At 71.1% G+C, this 21,874-nt stretch carries 21 protein-coding genes and 1 tRNA gene; 10 read left to right on the forward strand and 12 right to left on the reverse strand.

Annotation, left to right across the window (positions count from 1 at the left end; all coding sequences use genetic code 11):
* Positions 1 to 67: 67 nt before the first annotated feature.
* On the reverse strand, positions 68 to 865 hold the full coding sequence (locus ACTJJP_RS08480) for an inositol monophosphatase family protein (RefSeq protein ID WP_440774573.1): 798 nt from the start codon (positions 863 to 865) through the stop codon (positions 68 to 70).
* A 62-nt stretch (positions 866 to 927) separates the two neighbouring features.
* Between ACTJJP_RS08480 and ACTJJP_RS08485 the strand changes: the two genes are divergently transcribed.
* Positions 928 to 2,511 carry a phytoene desaturase family protein gene (locus tag ACTJJP_RS08485; RefSeq protein ID WP_440774574.1) on the forward strand — a complete coding sequence of 528 codons (1,584 nt, stop codon included), beginning with the start codon at positions 928 to 930 and terminating at the stop codon, positions 2,509 to 2,511.
* A gap of 394 nt (positions 2,512 to 2,905) precedes the next feature.
* Here the strand turns inward: ACTJJP_RS08485 and pdxR are convergent, their stop codons facing one another.
* On the reverse strand, positions 2,906 to 4,357 hold the full coding sequence (pdxR, locus tag ACTJJP_RS08490; protein ID WP_440774575.1) for a MocR-like pyridoxine biosynthesis transcription factor PdxR: 1,452 nt from the start codon (positions 4,355 to 4,357) through the stop codon (positions 2,906 to 2,908).
* Between the two features lie 81 nt (positions 4,358 to 4,438).
* Between pdxR and ACTJJP_RS08495 the strand changes: the two genes are divergently transcribed.
* Entirely contained in the window at positions 4,439 to 5,233 is a 795-nt protein-coding gene (locus tag ACTJJP_RS08495; RefSeq protein ID WP_440774576.1) for a pyridoxamine 5'-phosphate oxidase family protein, read from the forward strand.
* Between the two features lie 132 nt (positions 5,234 to 5,365).
* Here the strand turns inward: ACTJJP_RS08495 and ACTJJP_RS08500 are convergent, their stop codons facing one another.
* Positions 5,366 to 8,866 (reverse strand): bifunctional proline dehydrogenase/L-glutamate gamma-semialdehyde dehydrogenase, encoded by a 3,501-nt coding sequence (locus ACTJJP_RS08500; protein ID WP_440774577.1) that lies wholly within the window; start codon positions 8,864 to 8,866, stop codon positions 5,366 to 5,368.
* Positions 8,867 to 8,965: 99 nt separating this feature from the next.
* Between ACTJJP_RS08500 and ACTJJP_RS08505 the strand changes: the two genes are divergently transcribed.
* Entirely contained in the window at positions 8,966 to 9,868 is a 903-nt protein-coding gene (locus tag ACTJJP_RS08505; RefSeq protein WP_440774578.1) for a LysR family transcriptional regulator, read from the forward strand.
* Between the two features lie 20 nt (positions 9,869 to 9,888).
* On the opposite strand, the gene aztD is transcribed toward ACTJJP_RS08505, so the two are convergent.
* The 4 genes from aztD to aztB all read right to left on the reverse strand — a co-directional run bounded on the left by aztD (position 9,889) and on the right by aztB (position 14,214).
* Positions 9,889 to 11,112 carry a zinc metallochaperone AztD gene (aztD, locus tag ACTJJP_RS08510; RefSeq protein ID WP_440774579.1) on the reverse strand — a complete coding sequence of 408 codons (1,224 nt, stop codon included), beginning with the start codon at positions 11,110 to 11,112 and terminating at the stop codon, positions 9,889 to 9,891.
* A gap of 109 nt (positions 11,113 to 11,221) precedes the next feature.
* Entirely contained in the window at positions 11,222 to 12,121 is a 900-nt protein-coding gene (gene aztC / locus ACTJJP_RS08515; RefSeq protein ID WP_440774580.1) for a zinc ABC transporter substrate-binding protein AztC, read from the reverse strand.
* A gap of 3 nt (positions 12,122 to 12,124) precedes the next feature.
* A complete protein-coding gene (locus tag ACTJJP_RS08520; RefSeq protein ID WP_440774581.1) occupies positions 12,125 to 13,345 on the reverse strand; it encodes an ABC transporter in 1,221 nt (406 codons plus the stop codon).
* Between the two features lie 14 nt (positions 13,346 to 13,359).
* Positions 13,360 to 14,214: a zinc ABC transporter permease AztB gene (gene aztB / locus ACTJJP_RS08525; RefSeq protein WP_440774582.1), complete on the reverse strand. Its 855-nt coding sequence runs from the start codon at positions 14,212 to 14,214 to the stop codon at positions 13,360 to 13,362.
* Between the two features lie 55 nt (positions 14,215 to 14,269).
* Between aztB and aztA the strand changes: the two genes are divergently transcribed.
* Entirely contained in the window at positions 14,270 to 14,950 is a 681-nt protein-coding gene (aztA, locus tag ACTJJP_RS08530; protein ID WP_440774583.1) for a zinc ABC transporter ATP-binding protein AztA, read from the forward strand.
* Here the strand turns inward: aztA and ACTJJP_RS08535 are convergent.
* Entirely contained in the window at positions 14,922 to 15,356 is a 435-nt protein-coding gene (locus ACTJJP_RS08535) for a MarR family winged helix-turn-helix transcriptional regulator (RefSeq protein ID WP_440774584.1), read from the reverse strand. The two genes, aztA and ACTJJP_RS08535, sit on opposite strands and share 29 nt — an antisense overlap.
* 142 nt (positions 15,357 to 15,498) lie before the next feature.
* Between ACTJJP_RS08535 and ACTJJP_RS08540 the strand changes: the two genes are divergently transcribed.
* Both ACTJJP_RS08540 and ACTJJP_RS08545 read left to right on the forward strand, forming a co-directional pair.
* The gene (locus ACTJJP_RS08540; protein WP_440774585.1) at positions 15,499 to 15,867 is read left to right on the forward strand and encodes a DUF7882 family protein; all 369 of its coding nucleotides are present in this window, start codon (positions 15,499 to 15,501) and stop codon (positions 15,865 to 15,867) included.
* Between the two features lie 119 nt (positions 15,868 to 15,986).
* Positions 15,987 to 16,334, forward strand: coding sequence for a hypothetical protein (locus ACTJJP_RS08545; protein WP_440774586.1), 348 nt, complete (start codon positions 15,987 to 15,989; stop codon positions 16,332 to 16,334).
* 51 nt (positions 16,335 to 16,385) lie between these two features.
* On the opposite strand, the gene ACTJJP_RS08550 is transcribed toward ACTJJP_RS08545, so the two are convergent.
* Both ACTJJP_RS08550 and ACTJJP_RS08555 read right to left on the reverse strand, forming a co-directional pair.
* Positions 16,386 to 16,470 (reverse strand) — tRNA-Tyr (locus ACTJJP_RS08550).
* Positions 16,471 to 16,564: 94 nt separating this feature from the next.
* Positions 16,565 to 17,065 (reverse strand): FBP domain-containing protein, encoded by a 501-nt coding sequence (locus ACTJJP_RS08555; RefSeq protein ID WP_440774587.1) that lies wholly within the window; start codon positions 17,063 to 17,065, stop codon positions 16,565 to 16,567.
* 38 nt (positions 17,066 to 17,103) lie between these two features.
* On the opposite strand from ACTJJP_RS08555, the gene ACTJJP_RS08560 reads away from it, so the two are divergent.
* The 4 genes from ACTJJP_RS08560 to ACTJJP_RS08575 all read left to right on the forward strand — a co-directional run bounded on the left by ACTJJP_RS08560 (position 17,104) and on the right by ACTJJP_RS08575 (position 19,036).
* Complete coding sequence (locus ACTJJP_RS08560; RefSeq protein WP_440774588.1) at positions 17,104 to 17,664, forward strand: GNAT family N-acetyltransferase; 561 nt, start codon at positions 17,104 to 17,106, stop codon at positions 17,662 to 17,664.
* Between the two features lie 85 nt (positions 17,665 to 17,749).
* Positions 17,750 to 18,238 (forward strand): YajQ family cyclic di-GMP-binding protein, encoded by a 489-nt coding sequence (locus tag ACTJJP_RS08565; RefSeq protein ID WP_440774589.1) that lies wholly within the window; start codon positions 17,750 to 17,752, stop codon positions 18,236 to 18,238.
* Between the two features lie 22 nt (positions 18,239 to 18,260).
* A complete protein-coding gene (locus tag ACTJJP_RS08570; RefSeq protein WP_440774590.1) occupies positions 18,261 to 18,902 on the forward strand; it encodes a dihydrofolate reductase family protein in 642 nt (213 codons plus the stop codon).
* The gene (locus ACTJJP_RS08575) at positions 18,899 to 19,036 is read left to right on the forward strand and encodes a hypothetical protein (RefSeq protein WP_440774591.1); all 138 of its coding nucleotides are present in this window, start codon (positions 18,899 to 18,901) and stop codon (positions 19,034 to 19,036) included. Before ACTJJP_RS08570 ends, ACTJJP_RS08575 begins: the two co-directional genes overlap by 4 nt.
* Positions 19,037 to 19,043: 7 nt before the next feature.
* Here ACTJJP_RS08575 and ACTJJP_RS08580 read toward each other — a convergent pair whose 3' ends face one another.
* Positions 19,044 to 20,744: an AMP-binding protein gene (locus ACTJJP_RS08580; RefSeq protein WP_440774592.1), complete on the reverse strand. Its 1,701-nt coding sequence runs from the start codon at positions 20,742 to 20,744 to the stop codon at positions 19,044 to 19,046.
* A 55-nt stretch (positions 20,745 to 20,799) separates the two neighbouring features.
* Positions 20,800 to 21,819, reverse strand: coding sequence for a LacI family DNA-binding transcriptional regulator (locus tag ACTJJP_RS08585; protein ID WP_440774593.1), 1,020 nt, complete (start codon positions 21,817 to 21,819; stop codon positions 20,800 to 20,802).
* Positions 21,820 to 21,874: the final 55 nt, after the last annotated feature.

The raw sequence follows: 21,874 nt of genomic DNA on the forward strand, positions 1-21,874 counted from the left end.
TTGCGGAAGATAACGAACTGGTAAACACCCTACCCCGGTCTTCTGAGAAAGCGATGAGCGGGAGGGGTCACCTCTCGAAATCGAGCAGCGGCTCGAGCCGCGAGAAGAAGTCGGGGCCTGCCGCGATCACCATGCCGTTGCCCGGGCGACCGCCGGGCGCGCCGCCGACCCGCCCCCCGGCCTCCTCGACCAGCAACGCCCCGGCCGCGTGGTCCCACGGATGCGTCCCGCGCTCGTAATAGGCGTCGACGCGCCCGGCCGCAACGGACGCCAGGTCGAGCGAGGCCGCCCCGATGCGGCGCACATCGCGCGCGATCGGCATGACGCGCGAGAGCTGCGCGAGCGCCGGGCCGTGCGTCTCGGGGTTGTAACCGAACCCCGTCGCGACGAGTCCACCGGCCTCGCCCACTTCGCTGACCGAGAGGCGTTGGTCGCCGAGCCAGGCTCCGCCCCCGCGAGCGGCACGGAAAAGCTCCCCCGTCACGGGATTGAAGACGGCCCCGGCGAGCGCCGTCCACGACGCGGTCTCGGCCGTGCCCTCGACGGCGGCGATACTCACCGCCCAGGCCGGGATGCCGTAGGCGTAGTTGACGGTTCCGTCGATCGGATCGACGACCCACGTGATGCCGCTCGTGCCCTCTTCGGCTCCGGACTCCTCGCCGAAGAATCCGTCGTCCGGCCGCACTCGCTCGAGCTCTGATCGGATGAAGGCCTCGACCTCGCGGTCTGCGGCGGTGACGATGTCGGCGGCGGCCGACTTCGTGGCCGCGACGGTGACCCCTTCCTGACGGCGGCGGTGGGCGAGCACCCCCGCCTCTCGTGCGATGCGGGTGGCGATGTCGAGCAGATCCGCGGGTGAGGTCATGGCATCCACGCTACTGCGCCACCCCTCTCGCCGAATTCGCGCCTGTGGATACCGTGGAGAACATGACAGCTTCGGATTCTCGCCGGTACGACGTCGTCATCGTGGGAGGAGGGCACAACGCCCTCGTCGCCGCGGCCTACCTCGCCCGGGCCGGGCGCCGTGTCGTGGTGATCGAGCGAACGGATGCCGTCGGCGGCGCCGCCGTGTCGGAACGCCCGTGGCGCGGGGTCGACGCGCGACTGTCGCGGTACTCCTACCTCGTCAGCCTGCTGCCGCAGAAGATCATCGACGACCTCGGCCTGCACATCGAGCTGCGGCGACGCCGGTACTCGTCCTACACCCCCGATCCGGTCGACCCGTCGCGCGGCATCCTGATCGACAACGAGGATGCCGAGGCCACGGCCGCGTCGTTCGCCCGCACCCTGGGAGACACCGAGGAGGCCGAGCGGTTCGCCGCGTTCGGGGAGCGCCTGGCGCCCCTCGGTCGCGCGGTGTTCCCGACGATGACCGAGCCCCTGCCCACCGCCGACGAGGTGCGCGAGAAGATCGGCGACGACGCGCTGTTCTCGGCGCTGACGGAGCGTCCGCTCGGCGACCTGCTGCGCGCGTCGTTCGACAGCGACCTGGTGCGCGGCATCGCGCTGACCGACGGGCTGATCGGCACGTTCGCGTCGTCCGACGACCCCTCACTCGCGCAGAACCGCTGCTTCCTCTACCACGTCATCGGCGGCGAGACCGGGCACTGGGACGTCCCCGTCGGCGGAATGGGCGCGGTCACGGCGGAGCTCGAACGCGCCGCGCGCGAGGCCGGAGCGCAGATCGTCACGGGCGTCGAGGTCATCTCGATCTCACCCGATGGCGACGTGCACACCATGACCGATCGATCGGAAGTGTTCCACGGCGAGCTCGTGCTCAGCGGTGTCGGGCGCGCGGTGCTCGACCGGTTGCTCGCCGCGGGCGGTTCCACGACCACCGGCGCCCCGGAGCCCGAGGGCGCGCAGGTCAAGGTGAACATGCTGCTGTCGCGACTGCCCCGACTGCGCGACACCTCGATCACCCCCGAGGCCGCCTTCTCGGGCACCTTCCACGTCAACGAGACGATGACCCAGTTGGATGCCGCGCACGTGGCGGCATCCGCGGGCGTCCTCCCCGAGCCGCTCCCCGTGGAGATCTACTGCCACTCGCTGACCGACCCCTCGATCCTCGGCGACGACCTGCGGGCATCGGGCGCGCAGACCTTGACGATGTTCGGACTGCAGGTGCCGCATCGCCTGATCGATGACACCGACCCCGTCGCCGCCGGGGCACGACTTCTGGCTGCGGCGCAGGCGTCATTGGACACGGTGCTCGCCGAGCCGCTGCGCGACTGCATCCTGCGTGCGCCCGACGGGCGGCTGTGTATCGAAGCCCGCACCACGAGCGACCTGGAGAAGTCGCTGAACATGGTGGGTGGGGACATCTTCCACGGCGCGCTGTCATGGCCGTGGCTGTCTTCACCCGCGCACTCCCCCGCAGAACGGTGGGGCGTGGCGACACCGCACTCGCGCGTCCTGCTGTGCGGGTCGAGCGCGCAGCGGGGCGGGGCGGTCAGCGGCATCGGGGGGCAGAACGCGGCGATGGCTGCGCTGGAGATCCTGGATCGGTAGGGCGGGGCGTGAGGGCTTGCGGGGCTGAGGCGGGTGGGGCGCCTTCCACCAGCATCGCCGCCCTTCTGAGCGGTTCGCTCCCTGGCACCAGCGCCTGATCGGGCCGGCTGGTCGACTCATACCCCCGGTCGGGCCCGCCCCTCGACGGGACCCTCCGATCACGTCCGCCCCGCGACCCGAACTCCGGCCGGGTCCGCCCCTCGACGGCGCCCTCCGACCACGTCCACCTTCCGGCGCCGGTCTTGTGGTCACGTAACGCGGCGATGCCGCTTTCTGAATCGCAGGCGGGCAGTTCCTCGACACTCAGCTCTGAAGGTGCCGTGCCACCGGACCAGCTCGCGAGCGGCTTCGGAGGCGACGCGCGGCACAGCTCTGTCCACTCACCCCTGGAGCTCTACGCTCGATGCTCCGCCGACGTCCACCCGGCGGAACCACCCGCACCGGCGTGTGCGCGCAGGACGGCGAGCACCACATCGATCGCCTCCACGAGTGCGACGGTCGATGGCTCGGCGTACCCGAAGACGATCCCCGCCGGCAGGGACACGGCAGCACCCTCCCAGACGTAGGCCGCGAGGGGCGCGACACGAAGGCCCCGCTCAGCGAGATCAGCGACGATCGCGCGCTCCGTGTCCTCGCCCCTCCCGGGCAGCAGCGCCACCGCGTGCAGGCCACCATCCGTGGCCACGAGCTCGACGCCGGGCACGCCCGCGAAGGCTTCGAGCAGAAGGCGGCGGCGATGGCGGTACTCGCGCCGCCGCCGCGCCGTGTGTCGCGCGAGCGAGCCCTCCGCGAGGTACAGCGCCAGCGCGTGCTGCTGCACGAGCGAGACCGGCAGATCGAGATCGTCGCGCGTCGCGCGGATGCGCTCGCCCACTACGCCGGTCGAGATGACCCAGCCGCAACGGACCGCGGGAGTGAGTGTCTTCGACAGGCTGCCGATGAGCACCACCCGCGCAGGATCGAGCAGATGCAGCGGAGGAAGGGGCGCACGGCCATGGGGGAACTCGCTGTCGTAGTCGTCTTCGATGACGACGACGTCCTCGCGGTCGGCCCAGGCGAGCAGACGGGCCCGCGCCTCGGCATCCAATCGACTTCCGAGCGGGTAATGGTGGTGCGGCGTGACGATGAACGCGTCGAGATCACGGTGACGCTCGACGGCCTCGAGGTCGAGCCCCGCGCCGAGACGCACGGGGAGGGGAACGGCGTCGATTCCGAGCCGGCGGAGCATTCGATGAACACGCGGATACCCGGGGTTCTCGAAGCCGACCCGCAAACGCGACCCGCCGCCGCGGGGCGACAGCGCGAGCAGGGTCAGGAGCATGGCGTCGCTGGTGCCGGCGGTGACGACGACCTCGGATGCCGCCACATCGAGCCCGCGCGCCCGACCGAGGTACCGGGCGATCTCCGCCCGCAGAGCCGGTGCACCCGCGGTGTCGGAGACGTCCGAATCGGGGTCGCCCGCCGTCGCCCGCCGCCACGCCGAACGCCACGCCGCGTCGGCGAGCCCCGTCGTGCCGGGCCGCCCCGGACGCAGGTCCATCAGCGGCGACTCCTCCACAGCGCTCGTGTCGGCACACTCACGCAGAGCCGGTGAACGAGCCGTGACCTCGGCGACGACGGTCGCACCCCCCGGTCGGGGAAGCAGGTAGCCCTCGCCCGCGAGGATCTCGTATGCGGCGACGACGGTGCCGCGGGCGACACCGAGATCGGCGGCGAGCGCGCGGGTCGACGGCACCGCTTCTCCCCCGCTCACGCGTCCCGCGAGCACCGCTGCGCGCAGCCCGTGCGCGAGTTGCTCGTGCAGCGGCACGGCCGAACCGCGGTCCAGGATGCCGAGGGAGATCACGCACGAAGTCTGCCACTGGTCCACGCGAAAGCACGAGAAGTGGACTACAGGATGGTCCAGCGGAGGGGGTGCAATCGGAGCATGACCGAGATGTCCGCCAACCCGCAGCCTCAGACAGACCTACCCCGGGCCGACCTGCCCCGCACCGAGCGGCCCCGCACCGAACTGCCCCGCACCGATCTTCCCCGCGCCGAGCCGCCTCTCACCGACCTGCCCCTCACCGCTCTCACCCGCGTCCGGCGCGGAGCGCACCACCAGCGCACGGATCGCGCCGCACTGTACGACGTGATCGACGGCGCGCTGTCGGGAACATTGGCCATCGTGCGTGATGACCGGCCCGTTGCCCTGCCGATCGGCATCGGGCGCGACGGCGACGACGTGCTCCTGCACGGATCGACCGGCAGCGATTTCTTCCGTCGTATCGCCGCGGGCGCCCCGGTCTGCCTCACGGTGACCCACCTGCTGGGCCTCAAGTACGCCCGGTCGCTCTTCGACAGCTCGATGCGCTACCGGTGCGCCGTCGTGCACGGGGTCGCATCCGTCGTCCCCCCGGCGCAGAAGGAGGCCGCGCTGCTCGCGCTATCGGAGCACCTCATGCCCGGACGAAGCGAAGACGTACGCCCGATGACCGCCCGCGAGCTCGCGGCGACCATGGTGCTGCGCCTCCCTCTGGCCGAGGCGAGCGTCAAGGACAACGCGGGCTCCCTCGTGGAGAGCGACGACGACGGCGAGGACCGCTCGGTGTGGGCGGGGATGCTCCCGCTGCGGGTCGTCGCGGGTGACCCGGTGACCTCGCCCCAGACCGTCGCGGGCGTTCCCGTCCCGAAATCCGTGGGCCGAGCGGCGCGGCGCGTCGCCGCGTCGGGAACGATCTGAGCGGCACGGCCGGAGGGCGCACATCGACGCCGCGCGAGCGAGGAGCAACGAGTTGCGAGCGACACGGCGACACGACGTCCGCATGACCAGGGCGGGGCCGATCCGATAGAACGGCCCCGCCCTCCGCGGTCGTCACCGCCCGACGAGCGGGGGGACCTCGTGTCGACGCGGTGTGCCGAAGCGGTGCGCCGTGATCGACACGGCCTGCTCGCGCACGAACGGCAGCAGCTCGACGTACCCCGCGCGGGTGACCGCGCCGGCGTAGACGGCGAGCGAGGGCGAGCCACCGGTGGCCTCGGCGAGCGCGGCCGGTGAGCCGCCGAGCAGCCGGACGCGTCCGCCCACCCGGGCGAGGCGCGCGGCGCGGCGACCCCACTCGACGCCGTCCTCGACGGCGGCGCGCACGCCGACGCCCTCGAGCCACGCCCGCACGGCCGGTGTCAGGTCGCGAGCGGCGCTGACCGTCACCGACGACCCCGCCCGCACACCCGCCGCGACCACGCGCACCAGAGCCGCCTCGGACGCGTCCTCCAGGCGCACGGTCACGGGCACGGCGGCGTAGCGCAGCACGTTCTGCTCCGACTCCAACCCGGTGACATCCCGGGCGACCGAGAACTCCGAGGCCCACGCGGCGGCATCGCTCGAGAGGGCGGATGCCAGCCACTCCCGCTCAGAGGCGGGCACTGCGGCCGACGCCGGCGCGGTGAGCGCGTCGGGGGACCGCGGCGCCGAGGTGTCGGCATCCGTCCACGTCCCGAACCCGAAGAGGTAGTGGGGGCCGCCGGCCTTCGTGCCCGCCCCCACCGCGGACTTCTTCCACCCGCCGAACGGCTGGCGCTGCACGATCGCGCCCGTGGTGCCGCGGTTGACGTAGACGTTGCCGGCCTCGATGCGCGCGAGCCACGTGTCGATCTCCGCCGCATCGAGGGAGTGCAAGCCCGAGGTGAGGCCGTACTCGATAGCGTTGACGATCTCGATCGCCCCCTCGAGCGTCTCGGCGGTCATGATGCCGAGCACCGGACCGAAGTATTCCGTGCGGTGGAAGGCGCTGCCCGGTTGCACCCCCTCACGGATGCCTGGGCGCCAGAGCATCCCGTCGTCATCGAGCCGGCGAGGCTCGACGACCCAGCGCTGGCCGGGCTCGAGCGAGGTGAGCGCCGTCAGGAGCTTCCCCCGCGCCGGTTCGATGAGTGGTCCCACCCGCGAGGCCTCGTCCCACGGCATCCCCACCTCGAGCGAGGTGACGGCGTCGACGAGCTGGTCGCGGAAGCGGCGCGAGTGAGCGACCGATCCGACGAGCACGACGAGGGATGCCGCGGAGCACTTCTGGCCCGCGTGGCCGAAGGCCGACATCGCGACGTCCTTCGCCGCGAGGTCGAGGTCGGCGCTGGGGGTGACGATCACGGCGTTCTTGCCGCTCGTCTCCGCCAGCAACGGCAGATCGGGACGGAACGAGCGGAACAGCTCGGCCGTCTCGTACGCGCCGGTCAACACGACCCGCTCGACGGCCGGGTGCGTGAGCAGCTGCCGACCGAGGTCGTTCTCGGACACCTGCACGAGCTTCAGCACCTCGCGGGGCACTCCCGCCTCCCACAGCGCCTCCACCATCACGGCGCCGGAGCGCTCGGCGAGGGCCGCGGGCTTGATGACCACCGCGGACCCGGCGGCGAGCGCGGCGAGAGTCGAGCCGGCGGGGATCGCGACGGGGAAGTTCCACGGAGGGGTGACCACGGTCACACCGACCGGGGTGAAGGTCGCACCGTCGACGTCCTCGAGCGTGCGCGCCTGCTCGGCGTAGTAGTGCGCGAAGTCGATCGCCTCCGACACCTCGGGGTCGCTCTGCTCGATGACCTTCCCGCACTCGGCGCCCATGACCTCGAGAAGGTCGGCACGACGGGCTTCGAGCGCGTCCCCCGCGCGGTGCAGGATCGCGGCGCGCTCCGCAGCGCCCCGCTCGCGCCAGCTCGCGGCCGCCGCCGCCGCATCCCGGATCAGCGCGTTCAGGGCGCCCTCGTCTGTCACGGTGTGCGCGGCGATGCTCGCACGGCCCAGGTCCGAGTGCTCCATCCGCGCGACGATCGCACGCGCCCAGTCGCGGTTGGCCGCGATCGCCGGGTCGGAATCAGGGGTGTTGCGGAAACCGTGCGTCGGCGCGGGCTCGGCGGGTGCGGTGCGGTCCTGCACGCGGTTCGAGGCGGGCACACCCTCGGGCATGTCGGCGAGGGATGCCAGGAAGCGGTCGCGCTCGCGGGCGAACAACGCCGCGTGGGTGTCGAGGTCGAACACCGCCGACATGAAGTTCTCGCTCGAGGCGCCCTCTTCGAGGCGGCGGATGAGGTACGCGATCGCGACGTCGAACTCCTGCGGGTGCACGACCGGGGTGTACAGCAGGATCGCGCCGACCGTCCGGCGCACGACGGCCTGCTGGGCTGTGGCCATACCGAGCAGCATCTCGACCTCGATGCCGGGCGTGCCCGTCGATGAGATCGCACCCCGCCGCTCCGCGAGAAGCCACGCGAGGGCGACGTCGAAGAGGTTGTGTCCGGCCACGCCGATCCGCACGTTCGCGGTGTGCTCGGGCCGCAGCGCGTAGTCGAGCACCGCCTTGTAGGACGCGTCGGTCGCCTGCTTCGACGACCAGGTGGCCAGCGGCCAGTCGTGCACGTCGGCATCCACCCGTTCCATCGGCAGATTGGCGCCCTTGACGACCCGCACCTTGATGGGCGCTCCCCCGGATGCCACCCGGCGGGCGGTCCACTCCTGCAGCCGGATCATCGCGGCGAGCGCGTCGGGGAGGTACGCCTGCAGCACGATGCCGGCCTCGACGCCGTGGAACTCGGGTTCGCCGAGCAGCGTCTCGAAGACCGCGAGGGTGAGATCGAGGTCCTTGAACTCCTCCATGTCGAGGTTGAGGAACGTGCCGGTCTCCTTCGCCACCCGGTACAGGGGCCGAAGCGCGGCGACCGCGTCGGACACGGCGGCGTCGAACGCCCACGGCGTGTGCGGGGCGACGGTCGACGACACCTTGATCGAGACGTAGTCCACTTCGTCGCGCGCGAGCAGTTTGCGCGTTCCGGCGAGCCGGCGCGCGGCCTCCTTCTTGCCGAGGATCGCCTCGCCGAGCAGGTTCACGTTGAGACGGATGCCGTCCCCTCGGCCCCGGATCGAGGTGATGGCCTCGCCGAGCTTGCGGTCGGTCGCGTCGACGATGAGGTGGCGCACCATCGAGCGCAGCGCGGTGCGGGCCGCGGGGACGACGACCCGCGGGAGGATCGGCGCGGCCACGGCGCCGAGGCGGATCGCGGCCTTCAGATGCAGCGGGAGGAAGCCGGGGATCAGAGGGGTGAGAGCGGCGAGGTTCCGCGCGGCGACGCGCACGTCGTCGGGGCGCACGACGCCGTCGACGAAGCCCACCGTGAAGTCCAGGCCGTGGGGGTCGCGCAGCACACCGGCGAGGCGCTCGGCGGAGACGTCGACCGGCTCTTCCCGACTCTCGGCGAGCCAGCGGCGCACGAGGGCGATCGCCTCGTCGGCCAACTCGGCGGGCGAGACCAGCCCTGCGGGCGTGACCAGCTCGGCGGGCGGACCCGGCTCGGCGGGGGTGGTGCCGGGAGATGCGTCGGTGAGCGACATGGCGGTCCTTCCGTGGATGACCTCAGCATGCAGCCCTCTTCTCGTCGGGAAAAGCGATGATTGATGACGGGTTATGTTCGACAGAACCGAAGGGATGCGATGTTCGATCTCCGCCGTCTGCGCCTGCTGCACGAGCTGTCGATGCGCGGCACCCTCGCCGCGGTCGCGGAGGCCCTCTCTTACAGCCCGTCTACCATCTCGCAGCAGCTCGCGCTGCTCGAACGCGAAGCCGGGGTGCCGCTCCTCGAGCCCGACGGGCGGCGCCTCCGCCTGACCGCCCAGGGCGCTGCCCTCGCCGCGCACGCCGCGCGCATGCTCGACGCCGACGAGGCGGCTCGCGCCGAGCTCGAACGCCTGCGACCCTCCCTCGCACCGGTGCGCGTCGCGGTGATGCAGTCCGCCGCCCACGGCCTGCTCCCCCGTGCCCTCGACGCCCTCGCCGAGAGCGAGCCGCAGCTGCGCATCGAGGTGGCCGAACTCGCCCCGGAGGAGGGCCTGTTCGAGGTCGCGGCGCGCGGCTTCGACCTCGCCGTCGCCGAGCAGTACCCCGGCCACACGCGCGAGCACCGCGACGGCATCGAGCGGAGCCTGTTGGGACGGGACGCCATCCGCCTCGCGGCCGCGCACGGCGATCCGGCTCTCCGCCTGGAAGACCTTCGCGACCGCGCGTGGGTCATGGAACCCGTGGGCACCGCCGCCCGGCAGTGGGCGACCCAGCAGTGCCGCGCAGCGGGCTTCGAACCCGATGTGCGGTTCGAGATGGCCGACCTGACCGCGCACGTGCGGCTGGTGGCATCCGGGCACGCGGTCGGCATGATCCCCGACCTCGTCTTCGCCGGGGATACTCCGCCGGTCCGCCTGGTGGACCTGCCGGGCGAGCCGCGCCGCGAGGTCTTCACGGCGGTGCGCCGCGGAACGGCCGACCGCCTCGGCGTACGCGCGGTGCGCAGAGCACTGCAGGTGGCGTACGACCGGGGCGGCCGGGAGACGGATCAGCGGTGACGGGTGGCGCGAGCCCCGCGTCAGCGCGTGAGCGCGATCTCGTTCGGCGTCTCGTCGAGGGTGACGCTCTCGACGATCTCTCCGGTGGTGAGGTCGACCGCGTGCACGGCGTTCTTCGCGGGCTCGGTCACGTAGGCGAGGTCGCCCGACACCTTGATCGCCGGGTGGGCGTCCTGCCATTCGACCGGACCCTCCCAGGCGTCGATCACGGGGTAGGACGCCGTGAGCTCGCCGGTGGCCGGGTCGAGCACGTGGATCGAACCGTCGGTGGCGAGGATGTAACCGAGGTCGCCGGGACCGCGGGCGATGTCACGGAAGGTGTACTCCACGCCCTCGGGCAGATCGATCACGCGCTGGGTCTTCGCGGCGGTGTCGATGAGCGCGACGCGGTGCAACAGGTAGCCCTCGGCATCCCGGTCGTCCTTGTAGTCGCCGACGACGAGGGCACTGTCCTCGCTGACGTAGGCGTTCCCCATGCGGCCGTAGGGCTGGTCGGGCGCGGTGAGCTTGGTGAAGGTGCCCTGGTCGTACACGAGAGCGCCGTTCTCGCATCCGAAGACCACGACCTCGTCTTTCGCGGTGCCCTCGCCGTGGACGCCCGGGCAGTCGTTGCTCTGGGCGATGGTCGCGCCCGATTCGTCCTGAGCGACGACGCCGTTGCGGCCGTCGGCGTTGCCCACCGTGGTGAGGAAGGTTCCGTCCTCCAGCACGATCGATACGCCGTGGTGCGCCTCGACACCGGGAATGGTCTCGACCGCGGGGAGCTCGTCGGTGGATGCCAGCAGGGCGTCGGTGTCGAAGATGGTCGAGTCGCTCGTGCCGTCGGCGTACAGCACGGTGGTACCGCCGTGCGTGACGACATGGCCGGGCTTGGCGGCCGCGAACACGAGGTCGGTGAGCTCGGGCTCGGCGGTGGGGGTCCCGGCATCCAGGACCTGGAAGCCCTCGCTCGTGGTGACCATGATGTGGCGGCCGTCGCCGGCGGAGTTCAGGCGGGTGAACTCCTCCGACGTGAAGTCACCGAGGGTCTCGAGGCTCTGCCCGTCGAGCACGACGATCCCGCCGGGGTACGACAGGGCGACGCGAGTGGCGGCGTCACCCGCGGAGGGAGCGTCGGAGGCGGGAGCGGCCGAGCCGGTGCCGGCGCCGCCGGCGCAGGCCGAGAGACCGACCGTGGCTCCGACCGCGAGGGCGAGCAGACCCGCGCGGCGGAGGCGATCCGCGCGGAGGAAGGAACTGCGCATGTGATTCTCTTTCTGGGTGAGGACCCGCGGCGGGGCGAGGGTCCGGGGGATGACGCGGCGACGATGCGCGCCGTGTCGGGGCTCTTGTGTCGGGGCTCCTGTGACGGCCTCAGGGAGCGAGACCGGCGCGGATGCGCTCGGTGTTGACGCGCATCATGGTCAGGTAGTCGGGGGCCCCGCCGGCGGCATCGGTGAGCGACTCGGTGAAGAGCTCGGTCACCGCGACCTGCCGGTCCGCCTCGTCGGCGAGCGCCCGCACGAGGCGGTCGGGCGACGACGACTCCGCGAAGATCGTCGGTACACCGGCCTCGTCGATGGCCGACACGAGATCGGCGAGGTCGCTCGTGCTGGGCGCGGCCAGGGTCGTGCCCCCGGGGATGACGGCCCCCACCAGGCGGAAGTCGAAGCGGTCGGCGAGGTAGCCGAAGACGTGGTGGTTGGTGACGAGCGCCCGCCGCTCCGCCGGAATGCCTGCGAAGGCGGCGGTCATCTCGGCATCCAGGTCGGTGAGCTCGGCGCGGTAGGCGGCGGCGCGGTCGGTGACCGCGGCCCCTCCCACCTCCTCGAGGACGGGAGTCAGGGCGTCGACGACCGCGATCATCTGCGCGGGGTCCGTCCAGAAATGGGGATCGTCGGCGCCGCCGGCGTCGGTCGACGTGTACGGGAGCACGGTGACGGCGTCTTCCGCCACGAAGGTGCGGACCCCCTCGGATGCCGCGGCGTCGAGGTGCTGCTGCAGTCCCTCTTCCAGTCCGATGCCGTTGGCCACCAACAGGTCGGCGGAGCGCATGCGCGCGGCCTCGGCGGCGGAGATCTCGAACGAGTGCGGATCGGCGCCCGGACGCATGAGGGTCAGGACCTCGACGTCGTCGCCGACGAGGTTCGACACGACATCGCCCAGGATGTTCGTCGTCACCACGACCAGCGGGCGATCGGATGCCACCGGGCCCGCGCATCCGCTGAGGGCGAGGACAGCCGCCGCGAGCGCGACGGCGAGGATCTTCTTCATGGGTCAGCGTCCCGTCTCGGCGACGAAGAGCGGCGTGCGCTCGGGCGTGAACTCGCGGGCGATGCGGGCGTCGTCGGCGAAGTCGAGCTCCCACATCCGGCCCTCCGCGGGTCCGCTGAGGTAGGCCCGCTGCTGGTCGGCGATGAGACTCACCGGCTGCCCGCCTGCCAGGCTCGCGCCCACGAGTGCAGCGGTTGTCGCGCGCAACGCACCGGTCTCGCCGTCGAGCACGAGCACGCGACCGTCGGCCGTGAGGGCGAGCAGGTTCGCGTCCTTGTCGTCGACCGCCGTGACCTGCACGACCGGTTCGGGGGTCGGCAGGAGTGCCCACGACCGCTCTCGCGTGTCGAGCATCCACACTCCGACCCCCTCGGCGACCGCCGCGACCGTCGGCCGTCCCTCGCGGTTCGCGAATGCGGTGGCGCGCGGCGCGGTCGTGCCCGCGGGATAGGGGATGCGCTCGACGGCGGGGCGCTCGTCGGCGACGGTGACGAGGAGGGCGGCGTCCCGGCATCCGATCACCGCGCCGACGCGGGTGGTGACGGTGCCGGCGGGGTCAGCGCAGGGAGCGGCCTCGCCGATGGTCGAGCCGTCGCTCGCGTGCAGCGTCACCTCGCCGCCCGCGGCGACCGTCGCGAACGAGCCGGCGGGCACGACCAGCCCCGCGCCGGGCACGCTCTGCAGCCGGAAGGTCTCGACGACCTCTCCCTTCGACAGCGCCTCGGTGTCGAGGAGCACGGCCTCCCCCGATCCCGGGAAGAAGAGCCCCGTGCCCCCGGTGGTCGACGAGTTCGACGTCGCCACGACGGCGACCCCGTCACCCTCGACCTCGCCGAGCAGGCGCGGTTCGGCGCGGTAGTAGTGAAAGTGGTCGACGTGGTCCCACGTCCACACCCCGCTGTCGACGAGGGAGACACCCGTCTCGTCGGCCGCGAACAGGTATCGACCGTCGGAGTGCATCGACAGCGGAGGGCGCACCGAGCCGAGCTCGGCCGTGGTCTCCTCGAGCAGGTCGAGGTGCGACACGCGCCCCTCCCCGTCGATCGAGGTCAGGCCGACGGCGGGTTCGGCGAGCTCCGCGGCGCCGGCGATCTCGCCGTGGGTGTCGGCCGAGGGTTCGGTGGGCATGTCGGCGGGAGACGCGGGGGCGGCGCAACCGGCGAGGGCGACGATCAGCAGCGCCCCCAGGGGAGCGAGCCGCCGAGGGGAGGCGGGGTGGGGCATGAGCACTCTCCGGATCAGGCGTGAAGAAGGACAGGGGATGCCGCGCGGCGGCGCACGGCGTCGCGGCCGGCGCGCAGCGCCCACGAGACACCGGCCGCGCCGATGGCGGCGGCGGCGATCGTGGCGCCGGCGGCGGTCGCCGCGTGCCACGAGATGAGGAGCCCCGCCGCGACGGCGGCCGCGCCGACGGCGGCGGCGAGCACCATGGTCGTGGGGATGCGGTGGGTCCATTGGCGGGCGGCGACCGCGGGGGCGACCAGCAGCCCGACCACCAGCAGGGATCCGACCGCCTGATACGACGCGACGACGGCGAGGGTGACGAGACCGACCAGCACGGTCTGCGCGAGACGCGGCCCGAGACCGAGCACACGTGCGACGCGCTCGTCGATCGCGAGGGCGACGAGCGAGCGGTGCGCCATCACGGCCGCGGTCAGACCGACGGCCACGGCGACAGCGAGGACGACGAGGTCCCCCACGCCGATGGCCAGGATGTCGCCGAACAGGATCGCCGTGGCATCCGTCGCGAAGCTCCCGGCGTGCGAGATGACGATGACGCCGAGCGCGAGCATGCCGACGAACAGCAGGCCGATGCTCGTGTCGTACGACAGCTTCGCGCGGCGCTGCAGCGCCCCGATGCCGAGGCTCATGACGACGGCGCTCGCCGCGGCTCCGAGGAGCACCGGCAGGCCCAGCACGGTCGCGAGGGCGACGCCGGGGAGCATGCCGTGCGCCAGCGCCTCGCCCAGGAACGCCATCCCCCGCACGATCACCCACGTGCCGGCGATCGCGCACAGGATCGCCACGAGAACGCCCCCGAGCAGCGCACGCTGCACGAATTCGAGGGCGAAGGGTTCGGAGAGCCAGGACACGATGCCCGACCGTAGCGAGAATGAGAACGATTCTCAAACTCGTATGATGGATGCCATGTCTCTCACCGCCATCGTCGCGCGCGCCCTCACAGTGGACTTCGGCGGCGCCCTCGCCCTCGACGACGTCGATGTCGACATCGCCGCGGCATCCCTGACAGTCATCGTCGGCCCGAACGGGGCAGGCAAGTCCACCCTGCTCGAGGTGCTGGCCGGAGCGCGAGAGCCCTCGTCCGGATCCGTCGAGGTCGGAGCACACTCACGCGCCTTCGTCCCGCAACGCGCCGCTGTGTCGGAACACCTGCCGCTCACGGTGCGTGACGTCGTGTCGGTGGGCGCCTGGGGACGCGCCGGAGCCCTCCGTCGCCTCGACGCGTCCGACCGCGCCGCGATCGATGCGGCGATGGTGCGACTCGACATCGCGGCCGTGGCACGCCACCCGTTCGCCTCGCTGTCGGGTGGTCAGCGTCAGCGCGCGCTGCTCGCGCAGGGACTCGCCCGGAGGGCCGGCATCCTGCTGCTCGACGAACCCACGACGGGACTCGATGCGGCGAGCGCGGAGCGCAACCGCGCCGCGATCGCCCACGAGTGCGCCCGTGGAGCCACCGTCGTCTGCGTCAGCCACGACGACCGGCTGATCTCCGACGCCGATCACCTGGTCGAGCTCGATGCGGGCCGCGTGCGCGTGGCGCACGCTTCGCCGGAGGGCGTCAGAGCCGCCCGCGCACCCGTTCGGTGATGCGCACCAAGACCTCGGCGGCGGCTCGGGCGACCTCGACGGGTTCGACGTGGACGGCCGACTCCACCTCACGCGGGAACCGGCGGAGCGCTGCCCACGGCTCGGTGTCGAGATCGACCTCGAGGTGAATGTGGTTCACGCGCCGGTCGTCGGCGTCGAGCTCGCGACGCAGAAGCCCGCGGCCGATGAGGCGGTCGACGAGGGTCGTGACGCCCGCTGCGGTGACCCCGAGGCGCCCCCGCAGATCCGAGGGACGGATGCCGGGCTCATCGGCGATGTGCGACAACGCCGCCGCTTCGAGCTCACTGATGGAGAGGTCACGGCGAGCCTGGGCGACGGCCTCGTCGCGGGCGGTGACGTAGTCATCGAGTGCGGTCATCAACGCCGAGGTGTGCGACAACGTCATCCCCCTCCTCAGCGTGATCCGGCCGACCACTACCCCCACCATAGTGAAGAAAATGAATATTTCGTGAAAATAATTAAGTTTGTGAAATACGTGCTAGTTTAATTTTTAGCCGTCCCCCCATTCACGACCGAAGGAGATCACCATGGCCACTCTGTTCTACGGTTCCGACGTAGCGCCCATCTCGCTTCCGGATCGCCTGATGGGCTACATCAAGGTGATCGCGTCGACGAAACTGCGACGCGGCGAATCCTTCACCTTCACCTGGACGGGCACCGCGGGCGAGCCCGGGCGCTCCACCATCTGGCTCCAGCCGGCGATCCCCCTCCGTTTCGTCTTCGACTCCCCCGAGCCCGAGCAGCTCGTCGGCGACTATCTGCGCGCCCTGGCCGACCAGGCCAACGCCGCGTCGGGTCTCGTCGTCGACGTGCGCACGTGGGAAGCCGCCGAAGAGGCCGCGCACGCACCGGCGCACGCCGCTCGCGCTGCCGGTCGTGCGGTGCGCGCGGCCTGAGCGCGCCCGTCATGCCCGCGCGGGCGCACCGCGTGAGCACGATTCTGGCCCCGGTCCAATCTCCTCCGTCATAATGTGAGGGTCCGCGTGATATTCACGCGAACGGATCGGAGAGAGCCGTGCCGATACGGAGCCTGCTCGACAAGGACCTCCTCGAGGACTGGCTGGCACAGTTCCGCCGTCTCGGCTACCTCACCGGCAGCGAGATCCGACTACTCGAACAGGACGACGAGACCGATCCCGACTCGGGCCTGATCGTCGTGGACCTCAGCGGCGCCAAGACCGTCACCTACCTGCAGCCGATCGCCGGCGGCGACGGCGCCTGGAAGGCGACGATGGAGGCGCGCGACACCACCATCGAGCTCGACGCCGTCGAACTCGTGAACCTCGGGAACGAGGTCGTCGTACTCGCAGCACTGGTGTCGTTCCTCGAGGTGCGGTCGAGAGCACTGCTCGCCGCCGACTGAGACCTCGTCGATACAACGAAGAAGGGCACCCGATCGGGTGCCCTTTTCAGGTGGTGGCGAGTGAGGGATTCGAACCCCCGAATGCAATGCAGTCTGATTTACAGTCAGATCCCTTTGGCCGCTTGGGTAACTCGCCAGATGCGCACCCGCCCGGCTTTTGCAGTCGACCAGAGGCGCGATAAATCACTCTACTATCCCGGGAGCAGTGCCTCAAACCACGGGGCGAACCGTCAGCGTGAGACGTCGGCGGTGTCCAGCACCCGTGCGACGAACTCCTCCGCACGACGCTTCGTGCCATCGATCTTGCGGTCCACGCTCGCGCGGATCTCGCTCGGCGCGAGCGGGGCAGCCAGGCGCACCGTTTCGTGGCAGGACATGTCGGCGCAGATGTAGGTTCCGATGGTGTCACCGTGCTCCCCGGCCTCTCCCGCGCGGCGGGCGGTGAACAGCGATACCTGATCGCCGGGCTGCATCGTGTGGCACAGGTTGCACATCGCCGACCGAGCGCGGGACTGCCCCTCGGCGGCGCGCAGCACGATGCCGGCCGCCACGCCCTGATGCTCGGTCACGATGTAGCCGCGGCCGCGGGAGCGGGGGTCTCGCCAAGCGAGGAAGTCGAGGTGGTCCCAATCGGTCAGCACGAAGTCGTGCGGCAGGGCGATGATCCGCAGCTCGTCGGGGGTGGCGTTGACCAACGTGCCCCTGACCTCGTCTTCGGTGAGTGCTCGCATGGCATCCGAGTCTACGAGCGTACGGGTAGCATGCGGCGATGGAGCCCTTCGTCCTGCGCACCGCGGGGCTGGTCCTCGACCAGCCGACCTCCGCCGACGTCGACGACATCGCCCGGTACTGCTCCGACCCCGTCTTCGAACGCTTCCTCACGATCCCCTGGCCCTACCACCGGACGGATGCCGTGGCCTTCGTCGATCGATACGTCACCGCCGGATGGGCCGACGATAGCGAGTGGACGTGGGCGATCCGCAAGGGTGACGACTCTCCCCTGCTCGGCGTGATCGGCGTGCGGCGGGAGATCGGCATGGTCGGCTTCTGGCTCGGCGCCGAGCACCGCGGACGCGGCATCCTGCCCGAGGCCCTCACCGCGGTGGTCGATGCGGTCTTCTCCCGCACCGCGCGCGACGACGTCCGCTGGGAGTGCGTGATCGGCAACACGGCGTCGATGCGGGTCGCGCAGAAGTGCGGGTTCACTTTCACCGGCGCGGGATTAGGCCAGGTGCTCGGACGCACCGGCGCGCCCTCGGCATCCTGGACCGCCGTGCTGCGGCGCGACGACGACCGCGCCCCCAAAGCGGGCTGGCCCGAGGTCGCCTGAAGCGGGCACAGGACCCGCTCCCGACACTGCCCGCAGCTCGCTGTCCAGGGGCTGCGCGCGGGAGCCTCGCGAATAGAATCGACGCATGGCTGATTCTTCGTTCGACATCGTGTCCAAGATCGACCGGCAGGAAGCCGACAACGCGCTCAACCAGGCCCACAAAGAGGTCGAGCAGCGTTACGACTTCAAGGGCACCGACGCCTCGATCGCGTGGAGCGGCGAGTCCATCGTCATCAAGGCGAACTCCGAGGAGCGCGCCAACGCCGTGCTCGACGTCTTCCAGACCAAGCTGATCAAGCGCGGCATCTCGCTGAAGAGCCTCGAGAGCGGCGAGCCGACGCAGAGCGGCAAGGAGTACCGCATCACCTCCACGCTGAAGGAGGGCATCTCGCAGGATGACGCGAAGAAGATCGGCAAGATCATCCGCGACGAGGGCCCCAAGGGCGTGAAGTCGCAGATCCAGGGCGACGAACTGCGTGTGCAGTCGAAGTCGCGCGACGACCTGCAGGAGGTGCAGCGCCTGCTCAAGGCCGCCGACCTCGACGTCGACCTGCAGTTCACGAACTACCGCTGAGCCGGCCCGCGGGAGGGATGCCATGGCCGTCCGCGTCGATCTGAACATCTCGCTCGACGGGGTGGCGATGCCCGCCGACCCGACGCCCGAGAACCCGATGGGCGAAGACTGGGGCCGACTCGTCGTCGACTACATGGCGACCAGGACGTTCCGCGAGCGCGTCTTCGGCGACACTTCCGGCGCCGGTACGACCGGCGTCGACGACCGCTACGCGTCCGCGTACTTCGCGGGCGTCGGCGCCGAGGTCATGGGCGCCGCGATGTTCGGCCTCCACTCCTTCCCCGACGACCCTGACTGGCGCGGATGGTGGGGCGACGAGCCGCCGTTCCGGGTACCTGTGATCGTGCTCACGCATCGCGAGCGCGCGCCGATCGCCTTCGCCAACGGCACGCGTTTCGAGTTCTCGTCCGAAAGCATCACGGATGCCGTCGCACGGGCGCGTGAGCTCGCCGGTGGCGGCGACGTCCGGGTGGGCGGCGGACTCTCCACCGTCCGCTCCGCGCTGGAAGCGGACCTCGTCGACCGACTCCACGTCGCGGTGCGCCCCGTCATCCTCGGTCGAGGGGGACGACTGTGGGACGACCTGCGCGGACTCGACACCCGTTTCACCGTCACCTCCGAGGTGGCGGAGAGCGGGGTCGTGCACGTCACCTTCGCGCGATGAGCACCCTGCTCGATCCGCTCACCTGCCCGACGTGCGGGGATCCACTGCGCTTCGAGATCCTCGACGACGAACGCTTCCTCGTCGCATGGTCGTGCGTGAACTGCGGGCTCATCCGCACGACCGAGCCGGTCTGACGGGACGTCAGTTTCCGCGCAACGCGGTATCCGTCCACTCCACACAGGTGATCTCACCGCGCGCGACGGCCTCTTCGCGCTGACGCAGTTCGACGCGGCGGATCTTGCCCGAGATCGTCTTGGGCAGCTCGAAGAACTCCACGCGCCGCACCCGCTGGTACGGCGCGAGCCGCTCGCGCGCGAACCGCAGGATGTCGAGCGCGACCTCTTCGCCCGCCTCGCGCCCGCCGGCCAGCACGATGTACGCCTTGGGAACGGCGAGCCGCAGCTCATCGGGGGCGGGCACGACCGCCGCCTCGACCACCGCGGGGTGCTCGATGAGCACGCTCTCGAGCTCGAAGGGGCTGATCTTGTAGTCCGACGCCTTGAAGACGTCGTCGGTGCGGCCGATGTAGGTGATGCTGCCGGTCTCGTCGCGGCGGGCGACGTCGCCGGTGTGGAAGAGCCCGTCGGCGAACGCCTCGGCGTTGCGGGCGGCATCGCCGACGTAGCCGGTCATCAGGTTGAGCGGGCGATCGGTGAGGTCGAGGCAGATCTCGCCCTCGTCGGTGGGAGCTCCGGTGACGGGGTCGACGAGCACCACGGGGCATCCCGGCAGGGGCCGACCCATCGAGCCCGGAACGAGCGAAGCCCCGGGAGTGTTGGCCACGACCGCGGTCATCTCGGTCTGCCCGTACCCGTCGCGGATGTCGAGTCCCCACGCGCGCTGCACCGAGGCGATCACCTCGGGGTTCAACGGCTCCCCCGCCGACACGACCTCGCGGAGCGCTCCGCGTCTACCCGTCAGATCGGCCTGGATCAGCATGCGCCACACCGTCGGCGGCGCGCAGAACGTCGTCACGCGATCCGCTTCGAGTTCCGCCAGCAGCCGCCCCGCGGAGAACCGCGAGTAGTTCAGCGCGAGCACGGTCGCCCCCGCGATCCACGGCGCGAAGAACAGACTCCACGCGTGCTTCGCCCACCCGGGTGAGCTGATGGCGAGGTGCACGTCGCCGGGCTGCAGCCCCAACCAGTACATCGTGCTGAGGTGGCCGACCGGATAGGAGGCGTGCGTGTGCTCGACGAGCTTGGGCTTCGACGTGGTGCCCGAGGTGAAATACAGGAGGAGTCGGTCGTCGGCGGTGGTTTCCGGATGCCGAGCGGGCGCGGCGTCCATCGCGAACGCGTCGTCGTAGGTCGCCCAGCCCGGGTGCTCGCCGCCCACGACGATGCGGCCGAGTCCGTCGGGGAGGTCGTCGAACTTCTCGGCATCCTCCGCTCCGACGATCACGTGCCGGATCTCGGCGCGCTGAATGCGGTCGCCGAGGTCGGTGGCGCCGAGGGCGGTCGTGGTCGGCGCGATCACGCCGCCGAGTTTCATGATCGCGAGCATCGCCTCCCACAGCTCCACCCGGTTGTCCAGCATGAGAAGCACGGTCTCGCCGCGACGGACATCTCGGGATGCCAACCACGCGGCGACCTGGTCGGAGCGGTGTGCCAGCTCGTCGAAAGTGCGCTGGTGGTGGGTGCCGTCGTCATCGACGACGATCAACGCGAGCGCGTCGTTGCCCCGCGCCATCGGGTCGAACCAGTCGATCGCCCAGTTGAACGGCCCGTCGAACCGCGGCCAGGTGAACCGCGCGGCCCGGTCGGGATCGGTGCGCGCGGCGAGGAGTTCGTCGCGCGCGGCCCGGTAGCGCTCGGTCGCGGACGCGTCGGTGGGGATCATGGGGCTCCTTCGATCCCGTCCTACGCTAGCCCTCCGTCCGGGCGACGGCCGCGCGTCAGCGCACGAGCGGAGCCGTCGAGGAGCGCGGGATGAGTGTCGGCATGACGCGCTCGATGCGCCCATCGGGACCGTCCGTCAGCAGCAGGTCGAGGGCGACCTCGGCGACCCGGTCGAAGTGCGTGTGCACCGAGGTCAGCGGCACCGGCAGGCGCGCGACGAGCGGGATGTCGTTGTACCCCACGATCGACAGGTCGCGCCCGGCTTCCATCCCGAGCGACTGCGCGACGGTCGAGACCCCGACGGCGAGGTTGTCGTTCGCGGCGAACACCGCGGTGGGCCGGTCGGGGGCGTCGAGGAGCCGACGCGCGGCTTCGATGCCGTGGTCGAGGCCATAGCCGACGGCCAGCACGCGTCCGTCTGCGAGATCGACGCCCGCTTCGCGCAGTGCACGCTCGGCGCCCGCTCGACGGTCGCGACCGCTCGAGGTGAACCACGGCCCGGTCACGATGGCGATGTCGCGGTGCCCGAGGTCGAGCAGATGGCGGACGGCGAGGTAGCCGCCCGTCTCGTCGTCTCCGAGCGACGACGGGCTGACGTCGTCGGTGCGCAGGGCGAGCACGTGCGGGATGCCGCGCTCGCGAAGCGATGCCGGAAGGGCATCGTCCAAGCGCGCTGTGGCGAGAACGAGGCCGTCGACGCCGCGATCCAGCAGCGTCTCGGTGGCTCGGCGCTCCTCATCGGCATCGTCGCCGCAGGTCGCCACGACGGCGAAGTATCCGCGTCGCCTTGACGCCCGCTCGACCGCCTCGAACATGAGTGCCATGACGGCATCCGTCAGGCGCGGCACGAGGACGCCGATCGTCGCCGTCGCGCCACGGCGCAGGCTCGAGGCCGACACGTTGCGCCGATAGCCGAGTTCGTCGGCCACCGCGCGTACGCGCTTCGCCGTCGCAGAGGACGACGGCGGGGTGCGGTCGTCGAGGACGCGACTGACGGTGGAGATGCTGACCCCGGATGCCGAGGCCACGTCCTTCAACGTGACGATGTGGCGTTCGGCGACCTCGATGTCGTCCATGGCACCTCCTTCTGCCCCAGCCTACCGGGCCGCGAAGGATCCTTCCCGGGAACGT

It is taken from the genome of Microbacterium sp. 22296, from assembly GCF_052045385.1.
GTDB lineage: Bacteria > Actinomycetota > Actinomycetes > Actinomycetales > Microbacteriaceae > Microbacterium.

Bases quoted from the DNA above. Each gene is read 5' to 3' on its own strand.
- ACTJJP_RS08480 (WP_440774573.1), bottom strand. From the start codon at position 865: ATGACCTCACCCGCGGATCTGCTCGACATCGCCACCCGCATCGCACGA.
- ACTJJP_RS08485 (WP_440774574.1), top strand. From the start codon at position 928: ATGACAGCTTCGGATTCTCGCCGGTACGACGTCGTCATCGTGGGAGGA.
- ACTJJP_RS08495 (WP_440774576.1), top strand. From the start codon at position 4,439: ATGACCGAGATGTCCGCCAACCCGCAGCCTCAGACAGACCTACCCCGG.
- ACTJJP_RS08500 (WP_440774577.1), bottom strand. From the start codon at position 8,866: ATGTCGCTCACCGACGCATCTCCCGGCACCACCCCCGCCGAGCCGGGT.
- ACTJJP_RS08505 (WP_440774578.1), top strand. From the start codon at position 8,966: ATGTTCGATCTCCGCCGTCTGCGCCTGCTGCACGAGCTGTCGATGCGC.
- aztD (WP_440774579.1), bottom strand. From the start codon at position 11,112: ATGCGCAGTTCCTTCCTCCGCGCGGATCGCCTCCGCCGCGCGGGTCTG.
- aztC (WP_440774580.1), bottom strand. From the start codon at position 12,121: ATGAAGAAGATCCTCGCCGTCGCGCTCGCGGCGGCTGTCCTCGCCCTC.
- ACTJJP_RS08520 (WP_440774581.1), bottom strand. From the start codon at position 13,345: ATGCCCCACCCCGCCTCCCCTCGGCGGCTCGCTCCCCTGGGGGCGCTG.
- aztA (WP_440774583.1), top strand. From the start codon at position 14,270: ATGTCTCTCACCGCCATCGTCGCGCGCGCCCTCACAGTGGACTTCGGC.
- ACTJJP_RS08535 (WP_440774584.1), bottom strand. From the start codon at position 15,356: ATGACGTTGTCGCACACCTCGGCGTTGATGACCGCACTCGATGACTAC.
- ACTJJP_RS08540 (WP_440774585.1), top strand. From the start codon at position 15,499: ATGGCCACTCTGTTCTACGGTTCCGACGTAGCGCCCATCTCGCTTCCG.
- ACTJJP_RS08555 (WP_440774587.1), bottom strand. From the start codon at position 17,065: ATGCGAGCACTCACCGAAGACGAGGTCAGGGGCACGTTGGTCAACGCC.
- ACTJJP_RS08560 (WP_440774588.1), top strand. From the start codon at position 17,104: ATGGAGCCCTTCGTCCTGCGCACCGCGGGGCTGGTCCTCGACCAGCCG.
- ACTJJP_RS08565 (WP_440774589.1), top strand. From the start codon at position 17,750: ATGGCTGATTCTTCGTTCGACATCGTGTCCAAGATCGACCGGCAGGAA.
- ACTJJP_RS08570 (WP_440774590.1), top strand. From the start codon at position 18,261: ATGGCCGTCCGCGTCGATCTGAACATCTCGCTCGACGGGGTGGCGATG.
- ACTJJP_RS08575 (WP_440774591.1), top strand. From the start codon at position 18,899: ATGAGCACCCTGCTCGATCCGCTCACCTGCCCGACGTGCGGGGATCCA.
- ACTJJP_RS08580 (WP_440774592.1), bottom strand. From the start codon at position 20,744: ATGATCCCCACCGACGCGTCCGCGACCGAGCGCTACCGGGCCGCGCGC.
- ACTJJP_RS08585 (WP_440774593.1), bottom strand. From the start codon at position 21,819: ATGGACGACATCGAGGTCGCCGAACGCCACATCGTCACGTTGAAGGAC.